Origin of the sequence: Enterobacter sp. CRENT-193, from assembly GCF_002787395.1 — a bacterium.
Lineage (GTDB): Bacteria > Pseudomonadota > Gammaproteobacteria > Enterobacterales > Enterobacteriaceae > Enterobacter > Enterobacter hormaechei_C.
Genome location: NZ_CP024812.1, coordinates 182,054 through 200,540, shown reverse-complemented (window position 1 = coordinate 200,540; position 18,487 = coordinate 182,054). Strand labels below are relative to the sequence as shown.

Here is an 18,487-nt window from a genome sequence, read left to right as displayed (position 1 = left end):
AGGCAATATGGAAATCACTAACCCTATTCTGACCGGCTTCAACCCGGACCCGTCCCTGTGCCGTCAGTGCGAGGACTACTACATCGCCACCTCGACCTTCGAGTGGTTCCCCGGCGTGCGCATCTACCACTCTCGCGACCTGAAAAACTGGTCGCTGGTCAGCACCCCGCTGGACCGCGTGTCGATGCTGGACATGAAGGGCAACCCGGACTCCGGCGGCATCTGGGCGCCGTGCCTGAGCTACGCTGACGGCAAATTCTGGCTGCTCTATACCGACGTGAAGATTGTCGACTCGCCGTGGAAAAATGGCCGCAACTTCCTCGTCACCGCGCCGTCCATCGAAGGGCCATGGAGCGAGCCGATCCCGATGGGCAACGGCGGGTTTGATCCGTCCCTGTTCCACGACGACGATGGCCGCAAGTACTACCTCTACCGCCCGTGGGGGCCGCGCCACCACAGCAACCCGCACAACACCATCGTGTTGCAGGCGTTTGACCCGCAGACCGGCACGCTCTCGCCCGAGCGCAAAACCCTGTTTACCGGCACGCCGCTCTGCTACACCGAGGGCGCGCACCTGTATCGCCACGCGGGATGGTACTACCTGATGGTGGCCGAAGGCGGCACCAGCTACGAGCACGCCGTCGTGGTGCTGCGTTCAAAAACAATCGACGGGCCGTACGAGCTGCACCCGGACGTGACGATGATGACCAGCTGGCACCTGCCGGAGAATCCGCTGCAGAAGAGCGGCCACGGCTCGCTGCTGCAGACCCACACGGGGGAGTGGTACATGGCCTACCTCACCAGCCGCCCGCTGCGCCTGCCCGGCGTGCCGCTGCTGGCCTCCGGCGGGCGCGGCTACTGCCCGCTGGGACGCGAGACCGGCATCGCCCGCATTGAATGGCGCGACGGCTGGCCGTACGTGGAAGGCGGCAAGCACGCGCAGCTGACCGTGAAAGGCCCGCAGGTGGCCGAGCAGCCCGCAGCCGCTCAGGGTAACTGGCGGGAGGACTTTGACGGCAGCACGCTTGACCCGGAGCTACAGACCCTGCGCATTCCGTTCGACGACACCCTCGGCTCGCTCACCGCCCGCCCGGGCTACTTACGGTTGTACGGCAACGACTCGCTCAACTCGACCTTTACCCAGTCGACCGTGGCGCGCCGCTGGCAGCACTTCGCCTTCCGGGCGGAGACGCGGATGCAGTTCTCGCCGGTCCACTTCCAGCAGAGCGCGGGGCTGACCTGCTACTACAACAGCAAAAACTGGAGCTACTGCTTTGTGGACTACGAGGAGGGGCAGGGGAGAACCATCAAGGTGATCCAGCTCGACCACAACGTGCCGTCGTGGCCGCTGCACGAGCAGCCGATTCCGGTGCCGGAGAGTGCGGAGAGCATCTGGCTGCGGGTGGACGTGGATACGCTGGTCTACCGCTACAGCTACTCGTTCGACGGCGAGACGTGGCACACCGTGCCGGTTACATATGAGGCGTGGAAGCTGTCGGACGACTACATTGGCGGGCGCGGCTTCTTTACCGGCGCGTTTGTGGGGCTGCACTGCGAGGACATCAGCGGAGATGGCTGCCACGCAGACTTCGACTACTTCACCTACGAGCCGGCCTAACGGCTCAGGCCGGGTAGCCCAGCGCGCGTGAGAGCTGGAGCCCGGCCTGCTGAAGCTGCTCGCGGAAATCAGCCAGCTCTGCGTCGTCCACGCGGGAGGTCAGCGTCGACAGGCTCAGGGCGGCAATCACGCGGGATTCGTGGTTCCACACCGGCACCGCCACGCAGCGCACGCCCTGCTCGTTCTCTTCGCTATCCAGGGCATAGCCCTGCTCGCGGGTCTGCGCCAGGGCGCTCATTAAGGCTTCGCGAGAGGAGAGAGTAGCGGGCGTAAAGGTGGTGTACTGATAGCTCTCAAGCAGGGTGTTCAGCTCGGCCTCGCCCAGCCAGGCAATCAACACCTTGCCGATGGCGGTGGCGTGAACCGGCAGGCGGCGGCCGATGCGCGAATAGGCGATGGCGGCCAGCTTGCCTTCAATCTTCTCGATATAGACCCCTTCACGCCCGTCCAGGATCCCCAGATGCGTGGTCTGCCCGGTCAGCCGGGAAAGCTCCGTCAGCCAGCCTTTCGCTTTTTGACGAATATCGATGGACCCCACGACAAAATGGCCGCGCTCGACCAGCTTCATGCCGAGGCGATATTTGCCGTTCTCCGGGTTCTGATCGATATAGCCGTGAAGCTGGAGGGTTTTCAGCAGCGAGTGGAGGGTACTCTTGCTCAGCCCCATCAGTTTGCTGATGTCGGTGATCTTAAGCTCGGTGGCCTGTTCGTTGAACAGGTCGAGGATCTGCAACGCACGTTCAACAGACTGAATAATCGGCATAATGCTGGTATGTCCACGCTGGAATTAAGGCGAAAACGTACCTTTTTCGGGGTGAAAAATCAATGAAATGGAGCTGGCCTGATTCGCCCGGCGGCGCTGCGCTTGCACGGGCCTACGGGTTGTGTAGGCCGGGTAAGCGCAGCGCCACCCGGCAAAAAGAGCGCGCAGTATCAATATTTTTGCCGGTACGTCGTTTGGCTCAGTTCGGTATAGTCAGGTTTCTTGAAAATTCAACAGCAGAAACTGACTGTACCTTCCATAAGTTGTCTTCTTTAACCATGCAGTCTATGACTATGTGGTCCTGCTTTTTACCGAATGCAATGTATACGTTGACACAGACTGGATCGGTATCCCCGGCTATGGCTGTTACATTCTGCGGCCAGTCATCGCCGATGTATTGCGCTTTTAAAAATATATCGGCCTCGTAAAACTCTTCGTCTGCATAGCGAGGATCCTGCGCGTGACGGAGTTTTTTCATTGTTGATGCTGTGACATATTTATCTATTTCGTTTCCATCAGTAATGGGAAATACGTCTTTGTTGATTTGATTTACGTACCAGCTGTTAAATTTTACAGCACGCTCAATCGGGTCAGAATGGCCGGCCATAGCAGAGAAAGAAAACAGGCAGCAAAGAAGTAAGGTGCTTTTCATATCAGTAGTGCCTGTAAAAGGTGATTTTTGGCTGTATCTTCCGATATCTCTGGCCGGGATAAAGACTATTCTGTTTAAAATCTGAATACCAGGTACCCGAACCGTCATAGATGCATGCATGCCCGTTCTGATGCGCACCAGGCAATGCGTCAATGACTGCAACATCACCCTCAATGAGGGTGCCGTACACCTTGCTGAATCCTGCTTTCTCAAGAGAGCGCCAGAAGTTTTTTGCATCAGCGCCATTAATTTCTAATCCTCCGGCGCGGATAGCCGCGGCTACGGCGCGAGCGCAGTAACCCGTGCTGTAATGGTGCGCGTGGCTGCGAGCATAAGACACAGCCTCGTGCTTATTCCATGACATAAAATCATCCTTATTAATGAAATGAAGTAATAAGGAAATATTACGCCGATAATATACGGTGTTTTGTAATTGATAATGACCTGATATTAACCATTATCTACTCAGTAAATAATGGTTAATGAAAATATAAATATCTATTATGGTTAATGCCTATCTGAGAAAGCATCACTAAAATGAATTTTTCTGCCTGACGATAACGCTGTTGTCGTTTTTAGTGTTTTCTCCCTCTCCCCGTGGGAGAGGGCCGGGGTGAGGGCACCAGACCGCAGAGGAGTCAATCACTCCCCAAGCGTCGCCACCATCACCGCCTTAATCGTATGCATCCGGTTTTCCGCCTGGTCGAACACGATGCTCGTCGCCGACTCAAACACCTCGTCCGTCACCTCCATCCCGCCGTGCAGATCGAACTCCTTCGCCATCTGCTTGCCGAGCGTGGTCTGGTCGTCATGGAACGCCGGCAGACAGTGCAGGAACTTCACGTCCGGGTTGCCGGTCAGCGCCATCATCTGCGCGTTCACCTGATACCCGCGCAGCAGCGCAATCCGCTCCGCCCACTTCTCTTTGGCTTCGCCCATCGACACCCACACGTCGGTATAGATAAAGTCCGCGCCCTTCACGCCCGCCGCCACGTCTTCCGTCAGGGTGATTTTCCCGCCGTGCTTCTCCGCCAGCGCGCTGCACTCCGCTACCAGGCTCTCTTCCGGCCAGCAGGCCTTCGGGGCCACCAGACGCAGATCCAGCCCGGTCAGCGCCGCCGCTTCCAGCATCGAGTTGCCCATGTTGTTGCGCGCATCGCCCGCGTAGACCAGCGTCATCTCGTTAAACGCCTTGGCCGGCAGGTGCTCCTGCATGGTCAGCAGGTCCGCCAGCAGTTGGGTTGGATGGAACTCGTTGGTCAGCCCGTTCCACACCGGCACGCCCGCATACTGCGCCAGAGTCTCGACGACTTCCTGGCCATGGCCGCGATACTGAATGCCGTCGTACATCCGCCCGAGCACGCGCGCGGTGTCCTTAATTGACTCTTTATGCCCAATCTGGCTGCCACTCGGCCCTAAATAGGTAACGCGCGCGCCCTGGTCAAATGCGGCAACTTCGAAAGAGCAACGGGTACGGGTCGAGTCTTTTTCGAAGATGAGCGCGATGTTTTTACCGGTAAGCTTCTGTACTTCCTTGCCATTTTTTTTATCGGCTTTGAGCTGTGCGGCAAGGGTCAGCAGAGAAGTGAACTGTGCAGGGGTAAAGTCGAGCAATTTCAGAAAGTGTTTCTTGTACAGATCAGACATTTTATCCTCACATGGCGAACGCCACTTATTGAATTAAAATTCACTTTATATGTGTAATTATTCATTTGCAACCCCGTTTCACAAATCTTTCCAACAAAGGTGGAGGCAAACCCGTCCGTGTGTGAAAATAGAAGTATCTGCCGCACTTTAAAGAGGATTGAGCCATGGCAAACCCGGAATTACTGGAAGAGCAACGCGAAGAGACGCGTCTGATTATTGAAGAGCTGCTGGAAGACGGTAGCGATCCGGACGCGCTGTACACCATCGAGCACCATTTCTCTGCGGATGATTTCGACGCGCTGGAAAAAATGGCCGTGGAAGCCTTCAAGCTGGGTTACGAAGTGACCGAGCCGGAAGAGCTGGAAGTGGAAGAGGGCGACACCGTCATCTGCTGCGACATCCTGAGCGAAGGCGCGCTGAAGGCGGAGCTGATCGACGCGCAGGTCGAACAACTGATGAACCTGGCCGAGAAGTTTGAAGTGGAATACGACGGCTGGGGAACCTACTTCGAAGATCCGAACGGTGAAGACGGCGAAGAAGGCGACGACGAAGATTACGTCGACGAAGACGACGACGGCGTGCGTCACTAAGCGTTTCAGGCGGTGGCGCACGCCACCGCTTTTTCAAGGCAGAACCATGGATTACCCGCAGATACTCGCCCCCGTACTCAACTTCCTCCAGTGCCCGACCCCGCAAGCATGGATTGATAAAGCCCGCGACCCGGCAAACCTGCCGCTGCTGCTCACCGACCACATGGTGTGCGAGCTCAAGGCCGCCCAGACCGCGCTGCTGCTGGTGCGTAAATACGTCGCCGACGAAAGCGGTGCCGACGCGCTGCTCGACTGGCTCAAACCCTATGAACAGTTCACCTTCCGCGACGGCCCGGAGCCGGACTTCATCGCCCTGCACAGGCAGATTGGCAAAAGCGTGATGCCCAAAACCGACGACCCGTGGGGCCAGGCGCTTATCGACAGCATGGTGCTGCTGATTAAAGAGGAGCTGCATCACTTCTGGCAGGTGCGCGAGGCGATGCTGGCCCGCGACATTCCCTACGTCAAAATCACCGCCAGCCGCTACGCCAAAGGGATGCTGAAGGAAGTGCGCACCCACGAACCGCTGACGCTGATCGACAAGCTCATCTGTGGTGCCTACATCGAAGCCCGCTCCTGCGAACGCTTCGCCGCGCTGGCCCCGTTCCTCGACGACGACCTGCAGAAGTTTTATCTCTCGCTGCTGCGCTCGGAAGCGCGCCACTATCAGGACTACCTGACGCTGGCCCAGCAGGTGAGCGACGACGATATCTCACCGCGCATAAAGCTTTTTGGCGAAATTGAAGCCACACTTATCTCGACACCGGACAACGAGTTTCGCTTCCACAGCGGCGTGCCGGTGTAAACCGGCATAACTCAAGGATAAGGATGCGAGATGAATAAAACGTGGACCCGTATTGTGATTGTCGTCATTGCGGCTGCCGCCGTGGCGTTCTGGGTGTTTTTCGACAGGCAGCGCGCCCCGGAACGGCAGATGGATAACACCCTTAACGCGATGCCCGCCTGGCAGGTGATTAAGGAGCAGGAGCCCGCGCTGCATCAGCGAATCCTCGACCAGATGGCCGCCCTGCAAAAAGCGGGCGAGCCGGAGCAGCAGATTATCGACACCATCCAGCCGCAGATCCTGCATCTGCAGATGTCGCGCCTGCAAAACGCCCCGGATGCCAACGTGGTGAACTACATGACCATCAACATGGAGCAGACCGCCGCCATCCAGAAGGTGAGCGACGACGCCTGCTTCCGCTTCCTCTACCCGATGGTGAAGGGCGGCGTGAACCCGATGCGCATGCTGGATAAAGACCTGATGACGCGGCGCATGCAGGCCGACGCCGACATGATGCGCGCGGCCTACGGCAAAAACCGCCACACCGTGACCCCGGCCGAACGCGAGGCGGCCGTCGAGGACGTGCGGCCGATTATGAAGGAACTTGCCGATAAGTACGGCGAGGACATCCAGCTGCTGCAGATGCCGGAGAAGGCGGCGGGCAAAGAGAAGCTCTCCTGCGATATGGTGCAGGAGATGTGGGCGAAGGTGCTGGCGCTGCCGGAGCAGAAGGCGGCAAGGGTGATTCGGCTGGCGGTGTCTGAGCTGGAGTGACAAAGGGCGCTGGTTTTTTGGGCACTTAGCGCGGGTTTAGCGCGTCGTCGCTTGCATGGCGGCGCGCGACAGGTATAATCCACAACGTTTCCGCATCCCCTTCAGTGCCGAAGTGGCGAAATCGGTAGACGCAGTTGATTCAAAATCAACCGTAGAAATACGTGCCGGTTCGAGTCCGGCCTTCGGCACCATCGGAACATCAATAGACGTCAAAGGACGTCTTTTTTTGTGCCCGAAATCCAGTATCCGCAAGACTTCCCTCGCTTTCTCACTCAACCTAAGTCAACCTGATTCAATCTACATCAACTTACTGATGCGGGTACAACTGCGGGTATATCCCGGTTCGATAATGTTTGTACCCACACAGAACCCTTGAAAGGATACTCATCATGGCTCTGAGTGATGTGAAGGTTCGTTCGGCTAAGCCTGAAGCAAAAGCCTATAAGCTTACTGACGGTGAAGGCATGGTGTTGCTGGTTCACCCTAACGGCTCCAAATACTGGCGGCTTCGTTATCGCTTTGGCGGCAAAGAGAAAATGCTGGCATTGGGAAAATATCCTGAAGTTTCGCTGGCGGATGCCAGGGCACGCCGGGATGAAGCCCGTAAGTTGTTAGCAAACAGTGTCGATCCCAGTGAGAACAAGAAAGCCGTTAAGGTAGAGCAGGAGCAAGAGGCAATAACGTTTGAAGTGGTCGCTAGAGAGTGGCACGCCAGCAATCAGAAGTGGTCTGCATCGCACAGTGCTCGTGTATTGAAAAGCCTCGAAGATAATCTCTTTGCTGCCATCGGTAAGCGGAACATTGCTGAATTGAAGACACGGGATCTGCTTGTACCCATCAAAGCCGTCGAGTCATCCGGGCGTCTTGAAGTTGCCGCCCGTTTACAACAGCGCACTACCGCGATTATGCGCTTTGCTGTGCAGAGCGGCTTAATCAACTATAACCCCGCGCAAGAGATTGCCGGTGCGGTTGCTACGGCGAAAAGACAGCATCGTGCGGCTCTGGAGCTTAACCGCATACCTGAATTACTTCACCGCATTGATCATTACTCCGGCAGGGCGTTAACTCGACTGGCTGTCGAACTCACGTTGTTAGTTTTCATCCGTTCAAGCGAACTGCGCTTTGCCCGTTGGTCAGAAGTGGATTTTGAAACGGCTATGTGGACGATTCCAGGTGAGCGTGAACCACTGGAAGGTGTTAAACATTCTCAGCGTGGTTCAAAGATGCGGACACCTCATCTTGTGCCTTTGTCGCGGCAAGCTCTCGCTATCTTGGAAAAGATCAAAAGCGTGAGTGGGAACCGTGACCTGATCTTCGTAGGAGATCACGATCCGCGTAAACCCATGAGCGAGAATACGGTGAACAAGGCGCTGAGAGTGATGGGTTATGATACGAAAGCGGAGGTCTGTGGGCATGGATTCAGGACGATGGCTTGTAGCTCACTGATTGAATCGGGGTTGTGGTCGAGGGATGCCGTAGAACGGCAGATGAGCCATATGGAGCGTAACTCTGTGCGTGCGGCTTATATTCATAAGGCCGAGCATCTGGATGAGCGCAGACTGATGCTGCAGTGGTGGGCTGATTATCTGGATGCTAATCGGGAGAAGGTGGTTAGTCCGTTTGATTTTGCGAAAAAATAAAAAAAGTTACGCCATTGAGAATTAAGTAGTTCTATCTTAACTCCATGTTTTTAAAACAAAAAATGGGCATTTTGCCCATTGTTTGTTTCTGATGATGATGAGTTAGACGTTATTGAACACCTAATGCTTTATACACAGCATCCACCGGATCTGCATAGAAACTGATTTGGAATTTGGAGAAAATTTCAGCAGGCACAGTTGGGATATCAGAAGCTGATGCCATCGGCAGCAGCACACGTTTGCCCCCACTATCCATTGCCAGTTGCAAACTACCAGCCAGATCTTCGACCGGATTCACCACACCACCAAGTGTCATATCTCCGAGCACGACCATTTGTTCTTGCACTGGCTTGCCCATCAAAATGGAACAGAAGGCTACCAAGGCGGCAAGGCTGGTTTTGGTACTAGGGCCTGAGTTATGTAACTCAACGGCATGTAGATGGTATTCATGCTCGGAAAATTTGGCGGTAGCACTGATGCGATTAAGGTTGCCTTTGAAATAATCAAAACCTATACGGATTGCTTCTTTTGCTGGTGTATTGGAGCCTAGGCCAGATGTCGTGTGTTTACCATTACCAGGGGTCATCTGAGTCTCGAAGCGATACAGGCCCAGTTGGCCTGTGACACCCTTGGTAACCATGTGCACAACTCCCGGTTTACTCAGACCTTCGGGGATCAACTGGCTCCCGCCTTGCTCAGGTACATTGACGAAAAACTCTTCAAGAGTTTCGTTGTCGAGATAGCTGAAATGCACATCGAAAAACTCCATGCCGCCTAGTTTTTTCAACTGCTCTTTGATTCTACGACGTAACTCTAATGCGTAGGTGAGACAAGGACGTACCTCCTCTTTACCAAACACACCATGAGGATACAGTAATTTGAGCAAACCTGAGACCGTGCGGCGTACTGCAATTACATCACGTTGGTTGAGGTTGTTCCCGAGTTTAAAGAAGCGGTCGATAGCATCAGAGAAGCTACGCTTGCGCATTTCTCGCATATATTCGGCCAGATAGTCGGTGATCAGACCGTAGTTATTGGTAAAAAATTCAGGCCGCATCTTAGGGATATCCCAGCCTGGGATATAGGCATGGAAACGGTCAAAGAAGGCTGTATCGATCATCGCTTCCGGGAAAGGTGCCAGCAGGTGACTGGTTTTGACTAACGTTTCTACGCTTTGGTTTATGTTGCCGACAAATACCATGGATGCTTTGGCTTCGATAGAATCACGGCCACGGGAAAAAGAGCCCGATGCCATGTAATCCTTCATGATCTGGACACCATCTTTATCTTTGAAGGTAATACCAGCCACTTCGTCAAAAGCTACCACATCCCACATGCCTACCAGCCCAACCTGCCGGGAACTCATGTTGTAAAACAGATTGGCGACTGTCGTCTGGCCACCTGAGACTAGTAATGAATTAGGCGAGCACTCTTTATAGACGTGGCTTTTACCGGTACCACGTGGGCCGAGTTCGCAGACGTTATAGTTGTTCTCAACAAAGGGGATCATCCGCGTCAACAGGTGCCATTTCACCCGTTGCTTCAGATTGGTTGGCTCCATGCCGATAGAGCGGATCAGGGTATCCAGCCATTGGTCTGTTGAGAAATTAGCCCGGGCGGCAAAAAGCTCTTCCATATCCATGGAGGGCATCTGGATAGGCTTAAGGTTGAAAATTGAGAAGGGCGAAACTCTTTGCCCTTCTTCATAAAAATAGTTAAGAGTAACGATACACCAGATCCCCCCGGTGAGCAGCTTCTCGTTAGCTTTAACAATGTTGGCGGGGATCACGGCATCTTTGATACCGAGGTTCGAAAGCTGAGCCTCGTAGACATCTTTCTTCTGGTTGAGCTTTACTCCGATTTTATCGATCACTTTAAAGCTACCACGCTCACGAATCAGAGATTTTACTTTCTCAGCCTCATCCGGGCGAACATAGTTCTCAGCGAGGATTTTTTTGACGTTTTCCAGACCTTCACGTACCACTTCATCATCGTCTGAAGCACAGTACATACCGAGCAGATATTCCAGTACATAGACAGGGACATTAGCCCCTTCTTTTAGCTGTTTGGTCAAATCCTTACGGACAACTTTACCCTTAAAGTAACGATTCAGACGGGCATCAAGATCCATGCTGGCATGCTGAGATAACTCATCGTCAATGCTGAGCATAGAAGCCTCATCAACAGTAGTTCCGCTCGGCTGGGCAAGCTTCTCCGTGTAAACGTCCATCTGCTGGATCACTACATTGTTCGTGATATGTGTGACATTCACCGCTGGCTCTTGTGCGGTTTCCTTTCCTACAAACTCACCTTCAGTAGGATTTATCTCATCATGTGGCATCTGGTATTGCTCCCGGGTACTGATTAGCTGGCACCCAACATTAGAATTTACTTATCACATCCGCAGGATCGCTATTTTGCGAGCCATTAAAAACCGAATTCATCCTGGATTGCCAAATCAATAGTGACTGGATAGCGTGCCATTTCAATACCATCCTCATCATCAACGAGCAGCAATTGATACTGCGCCTTGCGGTCAAATTGAGCACCGGTCAGTTTTAAACGCACGTCTTGCTGGCGCTGATCCAGATTACTTGAGGTCGCTTCAAAGAGTAGCTTCTCAATAGCTGACACGGTTTGTTCTGAACTATCTACCACCGAGAAACGAACCATTCTTGATTTATGACGTTCATCGACGGCATCGGTCTGCAGGAAGCGGATTTTATCGATCACATTTACCAGCTTAATGGGTTGGTATGCCGGAACTATGTCGACTTTGGTTTTTTCATGCAGAGTTTGTTTCTTGCCACGCAGCTCTTGTACTTCAAGTATTGGAACACAGACCTCTTGCAACATTGCACCACCATGGACGAAGCGGGCTCCACCAACAAAATGGAAACGGCTCACTCCTTTCGGAAGCCAGAATTCCACATCAGAGTTACCACCAACAACATTACGCAATTGCCCATGCCAGACATCTTCGTTTGTTGGTAAATTGCGACCAAGGAGATAGCGTTTTGAAGCTTCCAGAGTTCCAGATGGTTCGTGTTTCAGAGGCGATTTTACCCCGTTTTCAACGGAGGCCTGTTGGAATAAGAATCCATGATCGGCTGTGATAACTACGCGAGTAACGCCAAACCCATTGATAATTTTGTTGATGAGTCCATTCAGTTCGTCTATAGCCTGGCGGGCATGAATGAATGTCTTGAGCTCACTTTTCTGAGATTCACTCTGAGCATCGATGACATCGTGATAGACGTAGATTACCTTTGCGTCACCAACCGCCTCGTTAGCTTCTGCCCGGGTCCAGCTCAGCAGACTTTTGGCCGAAATCGCTATACCACCTACCTTACTTAGAATAGTGCTGCGATTTTCTAAACCCGCGCTGCTCTGTCCATCTACTAATACTGTTGAGTTGGTAGCGGCATAGTCTAGTTGCTGGTGTGGGAGTAAGGCGGCCATGCCAAGTTGCGTGTAGGTAGGTAGTACCCCGAGCTGGCTCTTGAGCTGCGCAGTGAAGCGCTTGGCTTCATTTATCTGTCCCTGGAGCTCATGAGCAACTTCATAGCGCAAGGCATCACTGATAATAACAAACTGGCGCTTGACGCCGCTTTGGGCAAAGCGTTGTTTTATGACTGTATCATAGAAGCGATGCTGAGAAGGGAGGCCAAGTTGCCAGTTATCAAGCAACTGCTCTTTAACTAGCAAGCCATCCCATGTCAGTCCCAGTTGGTACAGATACCAGTTCACATACAAATCTTCGATTTTACTGGCCAGTACTGCCAGCACTTCTACCGACTGTCCTTGCAGATGTAATAGCGCTTCATTAAACAGGCGATAGGCTGCATCAAACTGGAACAATTCAGCTTCATAGGCAAGATACATTTCTTGCGCTGAAGTGTAATGAAAACCATCCGGTTTCGAACGGCGTAGTTCTAGCAACAATTCAGCTTGTTGCAGCGCCTGGTAAATATATGCATATTTAGGTACAGTTCTGGCCCAGAATCCATGTCGACGACGAGAGATTAGTTGGGCAAACTCTACTCGATTCAGTTTCAAGTCACCGTTGTTTAATCCAGATATCAGCTCACGGATCAAACCTTGTTCGACCGCTTCAAAGCCTTCGACTTCTCCCCAGAGCCAGATATCTTGCGCTGTCAGGCGTGAAGAAAGTTCGAGCTGATCCGCTACCTGTGCAGATATGTCGGCAAAATTGCTGCTGTACTGGTTAGAATCACGCCAACCAGATAGCAGAGCCATAGCATTCGCACGTCCGGTGGGAGTGGCTAATAGTTGTGACTGTAGCCAGACAGGGCGCTCTTTGGTATCAAGCTGTTCGTAGCATTCACTCACTAGTAACTTACGAATCAGTTCGCGTAGTGACGGTTCTGTCCCTTCAGCTATATGGTATCCATATTCAAGGTTCATTAAATGCCAAAATCCAGGCAGCAATCCATGCTGTTCTAGCGGAACAAGAGCGGTTTCAGCATTCTCAAGTAACCGATCGCCAATGCTTTTCATTATTTCGGCAATCTGAGCATGACAGGCCAGCACGACACTTATCATCTTCATATCAAGTGATAGCGGATCTTCTATACCGCCACGGCCGTCCAGGCGACGTTTAAAGGCTGCAGTACGCTCTTTGTTGGCGAAAAAGCTTTTACGTGAAGCGATGTGGTCGCGGAGCGCCATATTGGCGAGTCCAAGGTCATTAAGCAGAATTGAGGCTGCATCAGCATAAAAAGTGGTGCTATAACGACGTATATCGAGCAACCAGTCTTTAGCTGGTGATGGTTCTGAACTGGGCCAGTAGAGAAGGAACCCCTGCATGGGTTCATCGATTTCAATACGTTTGCGAGTTTGAAGCTGTGACTGCTCTGCCATATTGAGCACTGTTACTGGCAACCCGTTCCACAGTATGGCGAGCTCTGTAAGCTGTGCAGTAAAGCTCTGTTCTGGGTCGTGCCAGAAAACAATCCGATCTGCGGTGAATTTGTTGTTAAGCCCAGTTTGAAGCTGAGTGATATCCATCAGTACGTCTCGGAATAATTAAGCCATCAGCACCATGGCTATGAATCGGCGGTAGTGTGTAATGTTGAAGATGATTATACCAACTCTGAACGTTGATGAGTGACTGAATCCCACATTCCATAGCTAATCTAACTGATTTGTACAAGGGGATAGTGAGAGCAAAGTTATAAAGCGGAGACACTAATGTCTCCGCTTTATCTTTTTGAACTTACTCGGCTTTATCGCCAGTTATAGCTTTCACTTCAGCTAATAAAGTACCGAACTTGCCGTAGTTGACCTTAACACCATCGTCGAGATCGAGCTGGATCTTCATATCAGCATAGTGTTTGAGCTGGTCGTCAAAAGAACGCAGCTCGGTAAGCTGTTTGGTCAGGCTATCGATCTCTTTACCGATGCGTTTGGCTTCGGCTGTTTCTGCTTCATTCTGTTGCAGGCGCAGGCGCTCAATACGGCTGTCCATTTGGCCGAGTAGAGGCGTGACATACTCGGTGCGCATGCGCGGGAGAGTTGTTTCATTATAGCGATGCAAATAGACCAAGCATTCAAAGGCTTTCTCTTTACCAGAACTGAATAGCCAGTAAATTGGTCGTTTTTTGTAGGTCTTCAAGTGATCTTTAAAGAACTGAGTCGAGAGGTAGCGGCGAATAGTCTCACGGGAGGTTTCACCTCCTTTTTTCACCGGTTTGATTGCGGCTAGGCACAGGCTGTCGGCAATAAATTGCAGGTTCTTTTCCAGATGCTCAGCACCCCAGGCGGTGTGGACAAACACTTCAACCCTAGCGGCAATATCATCCTCAAACCAAGCTTCGGTGGTTATTGGTAGAATACCATCGCTGTCGGCTGGGAAACGGGCATAAGCACCTTCTTCGACTAGTGTTTTAAAACCTTTGTTATCGGCATTAGCATAAACTAACCCTTCACGATCAAGGGAGTAACGGCCCATCATGCAACCGATGGTGTAGGAAATTAGCTCGGCGATGGTGTCGGATTGTAGGCGCTGCTCGCGTTCTTCATCGGTTAAGTTTCCACCGTAACGATAATAAGGGTTACAGGTGAGAGTAATTTCCGAGAGCGGAACATCTGGGGTCAATTCATCCTGCAGGCCATAGGCATCGATAAATATGTGGTTATTTTCCTCTTCAAGGCGCTGCATTTCTAGGACGATTTCAAACCATCGAGCATAGAGGTTTTGGTAATTATCTCTCAAAATTGGCAGATAATATTCGGAATGTAGCAACGGTAAGCGGGTAAATTCCCATGAAACTTCAGAGGAATTCCAATCTAATTTACTGATGGTTATTAACCTTTGAAATATTGATTCAACATTCACTTTGGGGGCGATTACAGGTATTGCTCCTATCTGACCAGCCTCGAAGTTTAAGGTTGGAGATAATACTTCAAGTATTCGCAAAGCCAACTTTGAGTTAAGCAAAGGTAAAAGTATTTGGAACTCATCTTTCTTAGGGAAAATTGACATGCCAGCTACATCAAATACTGCACCAGGTGGTTGATACCTAAATGACGGCTTGCTGCTACTAATTTTTGACCAAGTAATGCTGGGTAAAAAATATGACTCTTCATTGACCACACGTTTTGAAGCGCTCCCATAGCGCTCAATGGCCAATTTTTTTATTTCTTCCCCGTTGTTGCCCCAATTTACTAATATCTCTTGATTTCCGTACCATTTTCTGAAATCGCCACCCTTGTTATATGGAAACCACTTTACATCAGATTTTTTTGTCGTGAATATTGAAAAATTAGATATTGATACCTCATGCCAAACACGAGTGAATCTTGTGTTATCCATTGTCGCAAGACCTTGTCTTGGAATTGCAATTTTGTTGAGTTGCACCCCATTTTCAAAAGTTTTAATTAATTTAGTAGATATCCAATACGCAATCGGGCTACCCGGAATTTTATTGAAATCCGCAGCCGAGGCTCCATATAAATTATTGTCCATATTGTTATTTTCTAGCTGGCTCATTATGAGTCTCCTTTCGGTGATTCTTTTCTGCTATATGCCATATCCAGAGCAAATCCGTCCGGAACGGGCTTAAAGGGTTTTCCTGGTGAGCGGTGACTGGATTGAAACTGACGCAAGGCCGTGATGTCAATTTCACCGGTGATGCAGTAATCATGATTCCCACCTTTCACGCGCATTAAGTCGCGTTGGTAGCGTTCTTTGTAAGGTGCACGAATACGGCTATCTCCATAAAGGCGATTATTACACTGGATGATGTAGGCATGGATATCAAGTGCAGCGGACTCCACCAATGCATTAAACGTGTCGGTATCAGGGTTCCATTCTGGTACAAATAACGCATCGACTTTACCGCGCAGATCGGCCCGGTAGCGAATATTGGTCAATTCACTGCAGATCATCATTGCAAAACGAAAATCGCCATGTTGCACAACCGGGGGTTGCGTCCATTGTGTTGCGGGAATTAATTCAAGACCTGCAAGTTGGAACAGTTCTTGTTCTTCATGTAATGCAGGTCGCTGTTTATCTTGTCGGTAGAGCATCAGAGATGGGAAGCCCAGACCATCATGACTCAGCGAGGCCCAAACCTGATTGCGTACGCGCTTTTTCGGAGCATGCAGATATTCCACACCACTGATAAATGAAATACCACGCCCCTTAAGTTTGTGGGCTATGCGGATAAACCACTGTGGCGGTAAAGCCAGTTCCGGTAAAATGAGATATCCACTATTATCAGGTCTGGAGATCAGTTCGTTGATCAGACGACTAAGTCGCTGATAACGGCGACGACTATCAGGATCGGGTTTGTTCATCACCGCTGCGACAAAACTCGGCCCACTAGTTTCCCAGCTAGATACCGCGATAGTATGCTTAGGCTTAGGTTCCCCATCAGGAATCTGAAGTACTCTCTTACTTTTATCCCAATGCGGCATTTTGTACTTGGTCAGCTCAAAACCACGTAGTGCCTGCATCACCTGGCTCAGCTTAGCGCAGTGAAGCGAATTAAACGGGTCTGGTGCTATCAAATACAACTCATTAAGGCTGAAAGGGCGAGTAGCAAAATTTAGACCTGCTGGAATCCCTCTTTTAAATCTAAGCCAATGGACGAGAATACGGATACCTTCCACTATGTCGCCATGAAGTAACTCATGTGCATCTGAGGTGATTAATTTGCTGCGTTCAACGATACCTCGCTGACTCACCATCTCTTTGGGCAGGCCGATGAAACGAAGTGGAATATGAGCTAGATCGTAACTGAATAGCCGGGTATGAGCTCCCTGTAAACCACTGCGGCCGACAAGTTTTAGCAGACTAGATTCTAAGTGTTTTTTAAACTGTAAGGTATTACAGAATTCATCCCAAGCATTCTCTCCTTCACCACATAGCTTGTGTGGAAAAGATGAAATAATGCTTTCAGCAACAGCATCGTAAAGTGTTTTCCACCACTCATGTTGTTGATATTGAAGAGAAGACTGCAGAGCCTTAATCGATATAGTACAATGATCTTTGACCGTTTCCGTTAGCTTATTAAGAGCCTTAATCATTTTCCCAAGATAGCTAAAATCTTCACAAGCGACAGCCATGCGAATGATACGTGGCAGGTATTGAGCTAGTTCGAAGAATTTTATCGGTGTAAGCAAATGACCTGTTACCGCATCAAAAAAAGCATGGCGGTGTTCTTTCCAGGAATCAGGCGGAAGATCGCGCTCATAAGCTTCATAGTCACGCAGATTGAGAGCGAAGCTGGCGCGATGCAGTGTCAAAGCATCAGTTTTACGAAGATTATCGGCTTGTTCACCAATATGGCTGGTTGCTTTAAGCAGATCGGTTGCCACTGATTCGGCTGAATCAGGAAGGTTTGGTAAAGAGCGCCATTCGCTTGCACGTTGATTAATCTGCTCAGAGATAGCATTGACCAAAGCAATACCAGCCGCGCCAGACAGAACGAATAATTTATTTTTGTTGTTTGTAAACACGATACGGCTGGAACATGTTTCAAGGTAATCAGGCTTGAAAAGGATAGCCTGTTCTTTTGGGTTATCCATATGTTCCCACTTAAATAAATCTTTGCCCCCATCCCGATTGAAGATCCAATCCCAGAACTGATACGTATTTTTTATCTTACTGGTATTTTCCATCACTAACAGGATGTCATCCACATAGCGACCATAGTAGAGTGGAACAACCTGCTGTTCGATAAACTGATCGAGCTTAAAGAGTGCTGCATTGGCAACAACAGCAGAGGCTGGCAAACCAACGGGTAAGCCTTTTCCGAGTGGTGTTAGTTTTGCCCAGGCTTCCAGTGCAGTAATAAACAATTGGTGCACTCTCGTCTGACTCTGATCCAATTCGACGCCGATCAGTTTTATAAAGGCCGGATCTTGCATAAAACCGGGATTTAGTTCATGGAAAAAACTGCTCACATCAGCTGTAAGAGCTAAGACCTCTTTTTTATCTTGCAGTGCTGAACGCATAGCGTTAATGCCGCCATCACGCCAGTCGCGAAAAGGTTTGAGGTAAGGGGTAAATGATCCCAGTGCTAGTTCGTTAATTTGATCATGGCGATTACGGCGTAATCGGCTGCCATAAACATTGCTACTGAGTTTTTTATCAAAAAGCGAACCCACCTTGAGCATCCAAAGAGCTGAAAGGACATGGAAGTCCAAACTGCAGCAGGCCATCAAACGAAATTCTGCTGTGACTTCTTTTCCAGCTTCTATTATCTTCTGCCATTCATCATCAGGTGACGCGAAAATTAGTCCTGTGCTGTCATCTGTTTTCTCCGTTTTAATGGCTTTTGGGACCAGAGACCAACCCCCTAGAAAATCTGGGTTGTGTATCCAATCTTGATCTTCTCCATTGATTCGTTCTTGCAAATCAGTGAGGTTAACCTGCAGCTTATCCTCGTAGTCAGCAATGGCAAATAGCGACGGAGTTGTCGAGTAATAGAGGTCTACTTTAGCCTTACGATAAGCGAGCCCTAAATCTTCTAATGTAAAACCCATAT

General features: G+C 50.7%; 13 protein-coding genes and 1 tRNA gene. 6 read left to right on the top strand and 8 right to left on the bottom strand.

Annotated features, from left to right (window positions below; all coding sequences use genetic code 11):
• The first annotated feature begins 7 nt into the window (after positions 1 to 7).
• Entirely contained in the window at positions 8 to 1,618 is a 1,611-nt protein-coding gene (locus CU081_RS01010) for a glycoside hydrolase family 43 protein (protein ID WP_003862929.1), read from the top strand.
• A gap of 4 nt (positions 1,619 to 1,622) precedes the next feature.
• Here CU081_RS01010 and xynR read toward each other — a convergent pair whose 3' ends face one another.
• The 4 genes from xynR to argL form a co-directional block, all read right to left on the bottom strand.
• Positions 1,623 to 2,381, bottom strand: a complete 759-nt coding sequence (gene xynR, locus CU081_RS01005; RefSeq protein WP_003862933.1) for a DNA-binding transcriptional repressor XynR — start codon at positions 2,379 to 2,381, stop codon at positions 1,623 to 1,625.
• Positions 2,382 to 2,580: 199 nt separating this feature from the next.
• A complete protein-coding gene (locus CU081_RS26750) occupies positions 2,581 to 3,279 on the bottom strand; it encodes a DUF3828 domain-containing protein (RefSeq protein ID WP_306434533.1) in 699 nt (232 codons plus the stop codon).
• A gap of 396 nt (positions 3,280 to 3,675) precedes the next feature.
• The gene (gene argF, locus CU081_RS00990; RefSeq protein WP_003862938.1) at positions 3,676 to 4,680 is read right to left on the bottom strand and encodes an ornithine carbamoyltransferase; all 1,005 of its coding nucleotides are present in this window, start codon (positions 4,678 to 4,680) and stop codon (positions 3,676 to 3,678) included.
• Positions 4,650 to 4,745: a putative translational regulatory protein ArgL gene (gene argL / locus CU081_RS26415; protein ID WP_213014347.1), complete on the bottom strand. Its 96-nt coding sequence runs from the start codon at positions 4,743 to 4,745 to the stop codon at positions 4,650 to 4,652. The genes argF and argL overlap by 31 nt, the downstream gene beginning before the upstream one ends.
• Positions 4,746 to 4,844: 99 nt before the next feature.
• On the opposite strand from argL, the gene rraB reads away from it, so the two are divergent.
• The 5 genes from rraB (at position 4,845) to CU081_RS00965 (ending at position 8,468) form a co-directional block, all read left to right on the top strand.
• Complete coding sequence (rraB, locus tag CU081_RS00985) at positions 4,845 to 5,270, top strand: ribonuclease E inhibitor RraB (protein ID WP_003862940.1); 426 nt, start codon at positions 4,845 to 4,847, stop codon at positions 5,268 to 5,270.
• Positions 5,271 to 5,316: 46 nt separating this feature from the next.
• A complete protein-coding gene (miaE, locus tag CU081_RS00980; protein WP_003862942.1) occupies positions 5,317 to 6,075 on the top strand; it encodes a tRNA isopentenyl-2-thiomethyl-A-37 hydroxylase MiaE in 759 nt (252 codons plus the stop codon).
• Between the two features lie 30 nt (positions 6,076 to 6,105).
• On the top strand, positions 6,106 to 6,828 hold the full coding sequence (locus tag CU081_RS00975; RefSeq protein ID WP_003862944.1) for a hypothetical protein: 723 nt from the start codon (positions 6,106 to 6,108) through the stop codon (positions 6,826 to 6,828).
• A 106-nt stretch (positions 6,829 to 6,934) separates the two neighbouring features.
• A tRNA-Leu gene (locus CU081_RS00970) sits at positions 6,935 to 7,019 on the top strand.
• A 198-nt stretch (positions 7,020 to 7,217) separates the two neighbouring features.
• Complete coding sequence (locus tag CU081_RS00965) at positions 7,218 to 8,468, top strand: tyrosine-type recombinase/integrase (RefSeq protein WP_039268692.1); 1,251 nt, start codon at positions 7,218 to 7,220, stop codon at positions 8,466 to 8,468.
• A gap of 109 nt (positions 8,469 to 8,577) precedes the next feature.
• Here CU081_RS00965 and brxL read toward each other — a convergent pair whose 3' ends face one another.
• From brxL to CU081_RS00945, 4 genes are all read right to left on the bottom strand, one after another.
• Positions 8,578 to 10,638, bottom strand: coding sequence for a protease Lon-related BREX system protein BrxL (gene brxL, locus CU081_RS00960; RefSeq protein ID WP_039269145.1), 2,061 nt, complete (start codon positions 10,636 to 10,638; stop codon positions 8,578 to 8,580).
• Between the two features lie 257 nt (positions 10,639 to 10,895).
• Positions 10,896 to 13,499 carry a BREX-1 system phosphatase PglZ type A gene (gene pglZ / locus CU081_RS00955; RefSeq protein ID WP_039268693.1) on the bottom strand — a complete coding sequence of 868 codons (2,604 nt, stop codon included), beginning with the start codon at positions 13,497 to 13,499 and terminating at the stop codon, positions 10,896 to 10,898.
• A 208-nt stretch (positions 13,500 to 13,707) separates the two neighbouring features.
• Positions 13,708 to 15,483, bottom strand: a complete 1,776-nt coding sequence (gene pglX, locus CU081_RS00950; protein WP_039268694.1) for a BREX-1 system adenine-specific DNA-methyltransferase PglX — start codon at positions 15,481 to 15,483, stop codon at positions 13,708 to 13,710.
• Positions 15,483 to 18,485 carry a reverse transcriptase domain-containing protein gene (locus tag CU081_RS00945; protein ID WP_039268695.1) on the bottom strand — a complete coding sequence of 1,001 codons (3,003 nt, stop codon included), beginning with the start codon at positions 18,483 to 18,485 and terminating at the stop codon, positions 15,483 to 15,485. The genes pglX and CU081_RS00945 overlap by 1 nt, the downstream gene beginning before the upstream one ends.
• Positions 18,486 to 18,487: the final 2 nt, after the last annotated feature.

Coding starts and splice junctions, on each gene's coding strand:
- CU081_RS00965 (WP_039268692.1), top strand. CDS start 7,218: ATGGCTCTGAGTGATGTGAAGGTTCGTTCGGCTAAGCCTGAAGCAAAA.
- argF (WP_003862938.1), bottom strand. CDS start 4,680: ATGTCTGATCTGTACAAGAAACACTTTCTGAAATTGCTCGACTTTACC.
- xynR (WP_003862933.1), bottom strand. CDS start 2,381: ATGCCGATTATTCAGTCTGTTGAACGTGCGTTGCAGATCCTCGACCTG.
- pglX (WP_039268694.1), bottom strand. CDS start 15,483: ATGAGCCAGCTAGAAAATAACAATATGGACAATAATTTATATGGAGCC.
- CU081_RS26750 (WP_306434533.1), bottom strand. CDS start 3,279: ATGGCGCTGATGCAAAAAACTTCTGGCGCTCTCTTGAGAAAGCAGGAT.
- rraB (WP_003862940.1), top strand. CDS start 4,845: ATGGCAAACCCGGAATTACTGGAAGAGCAACGCGAAGAGACGCGTCTG.
- argL (WP_213014347.1), bottom strand. CDS start 4,745: ATGAATAATTACACATATAAAGTGAATTTTAATTCAATAAGTGGCGTT.
- pglZ (WP_039268693.1), bottom strand. CDS start 13,499: ATGGATATCACTCAGCTTCAAACTGGGCTTAACAACAAATTCACCGCA.
- brxL (WP_039269145.1), bottom strand. CDS start 10,638: ATGCTCAGCATTGACGATGAGTTATCTCAGCATGCCAGCATGGATCTT.
- miaE (WP_003862942.1), top strand. CDS start 5,317: ATGGATTACCCGCAGATACTCGCCCCCGTACTCAACTTCCTCCAGTGC.
- CU081_RS01010 (WP_003862929.1), top strand. CDS start 8: ATGGAAATCACTAACCCTATTCTGACCGGCTTCAACCCGGACCCGTCC.
- CU081_RS00945 (WP_039268695.1), bottom strand. CDS start 18,485: ATGGGTTTTACATTAGAAGATTTAGGGCTCGCTTATCGTAAGGCTAAA.
- CU081_RS00975 (WP_003862944.1), top strand. CDS start 6,106: ATGAATAAAACGTGGACCCGTATTGTGATTGTCGTCATTGCGGCTGCC.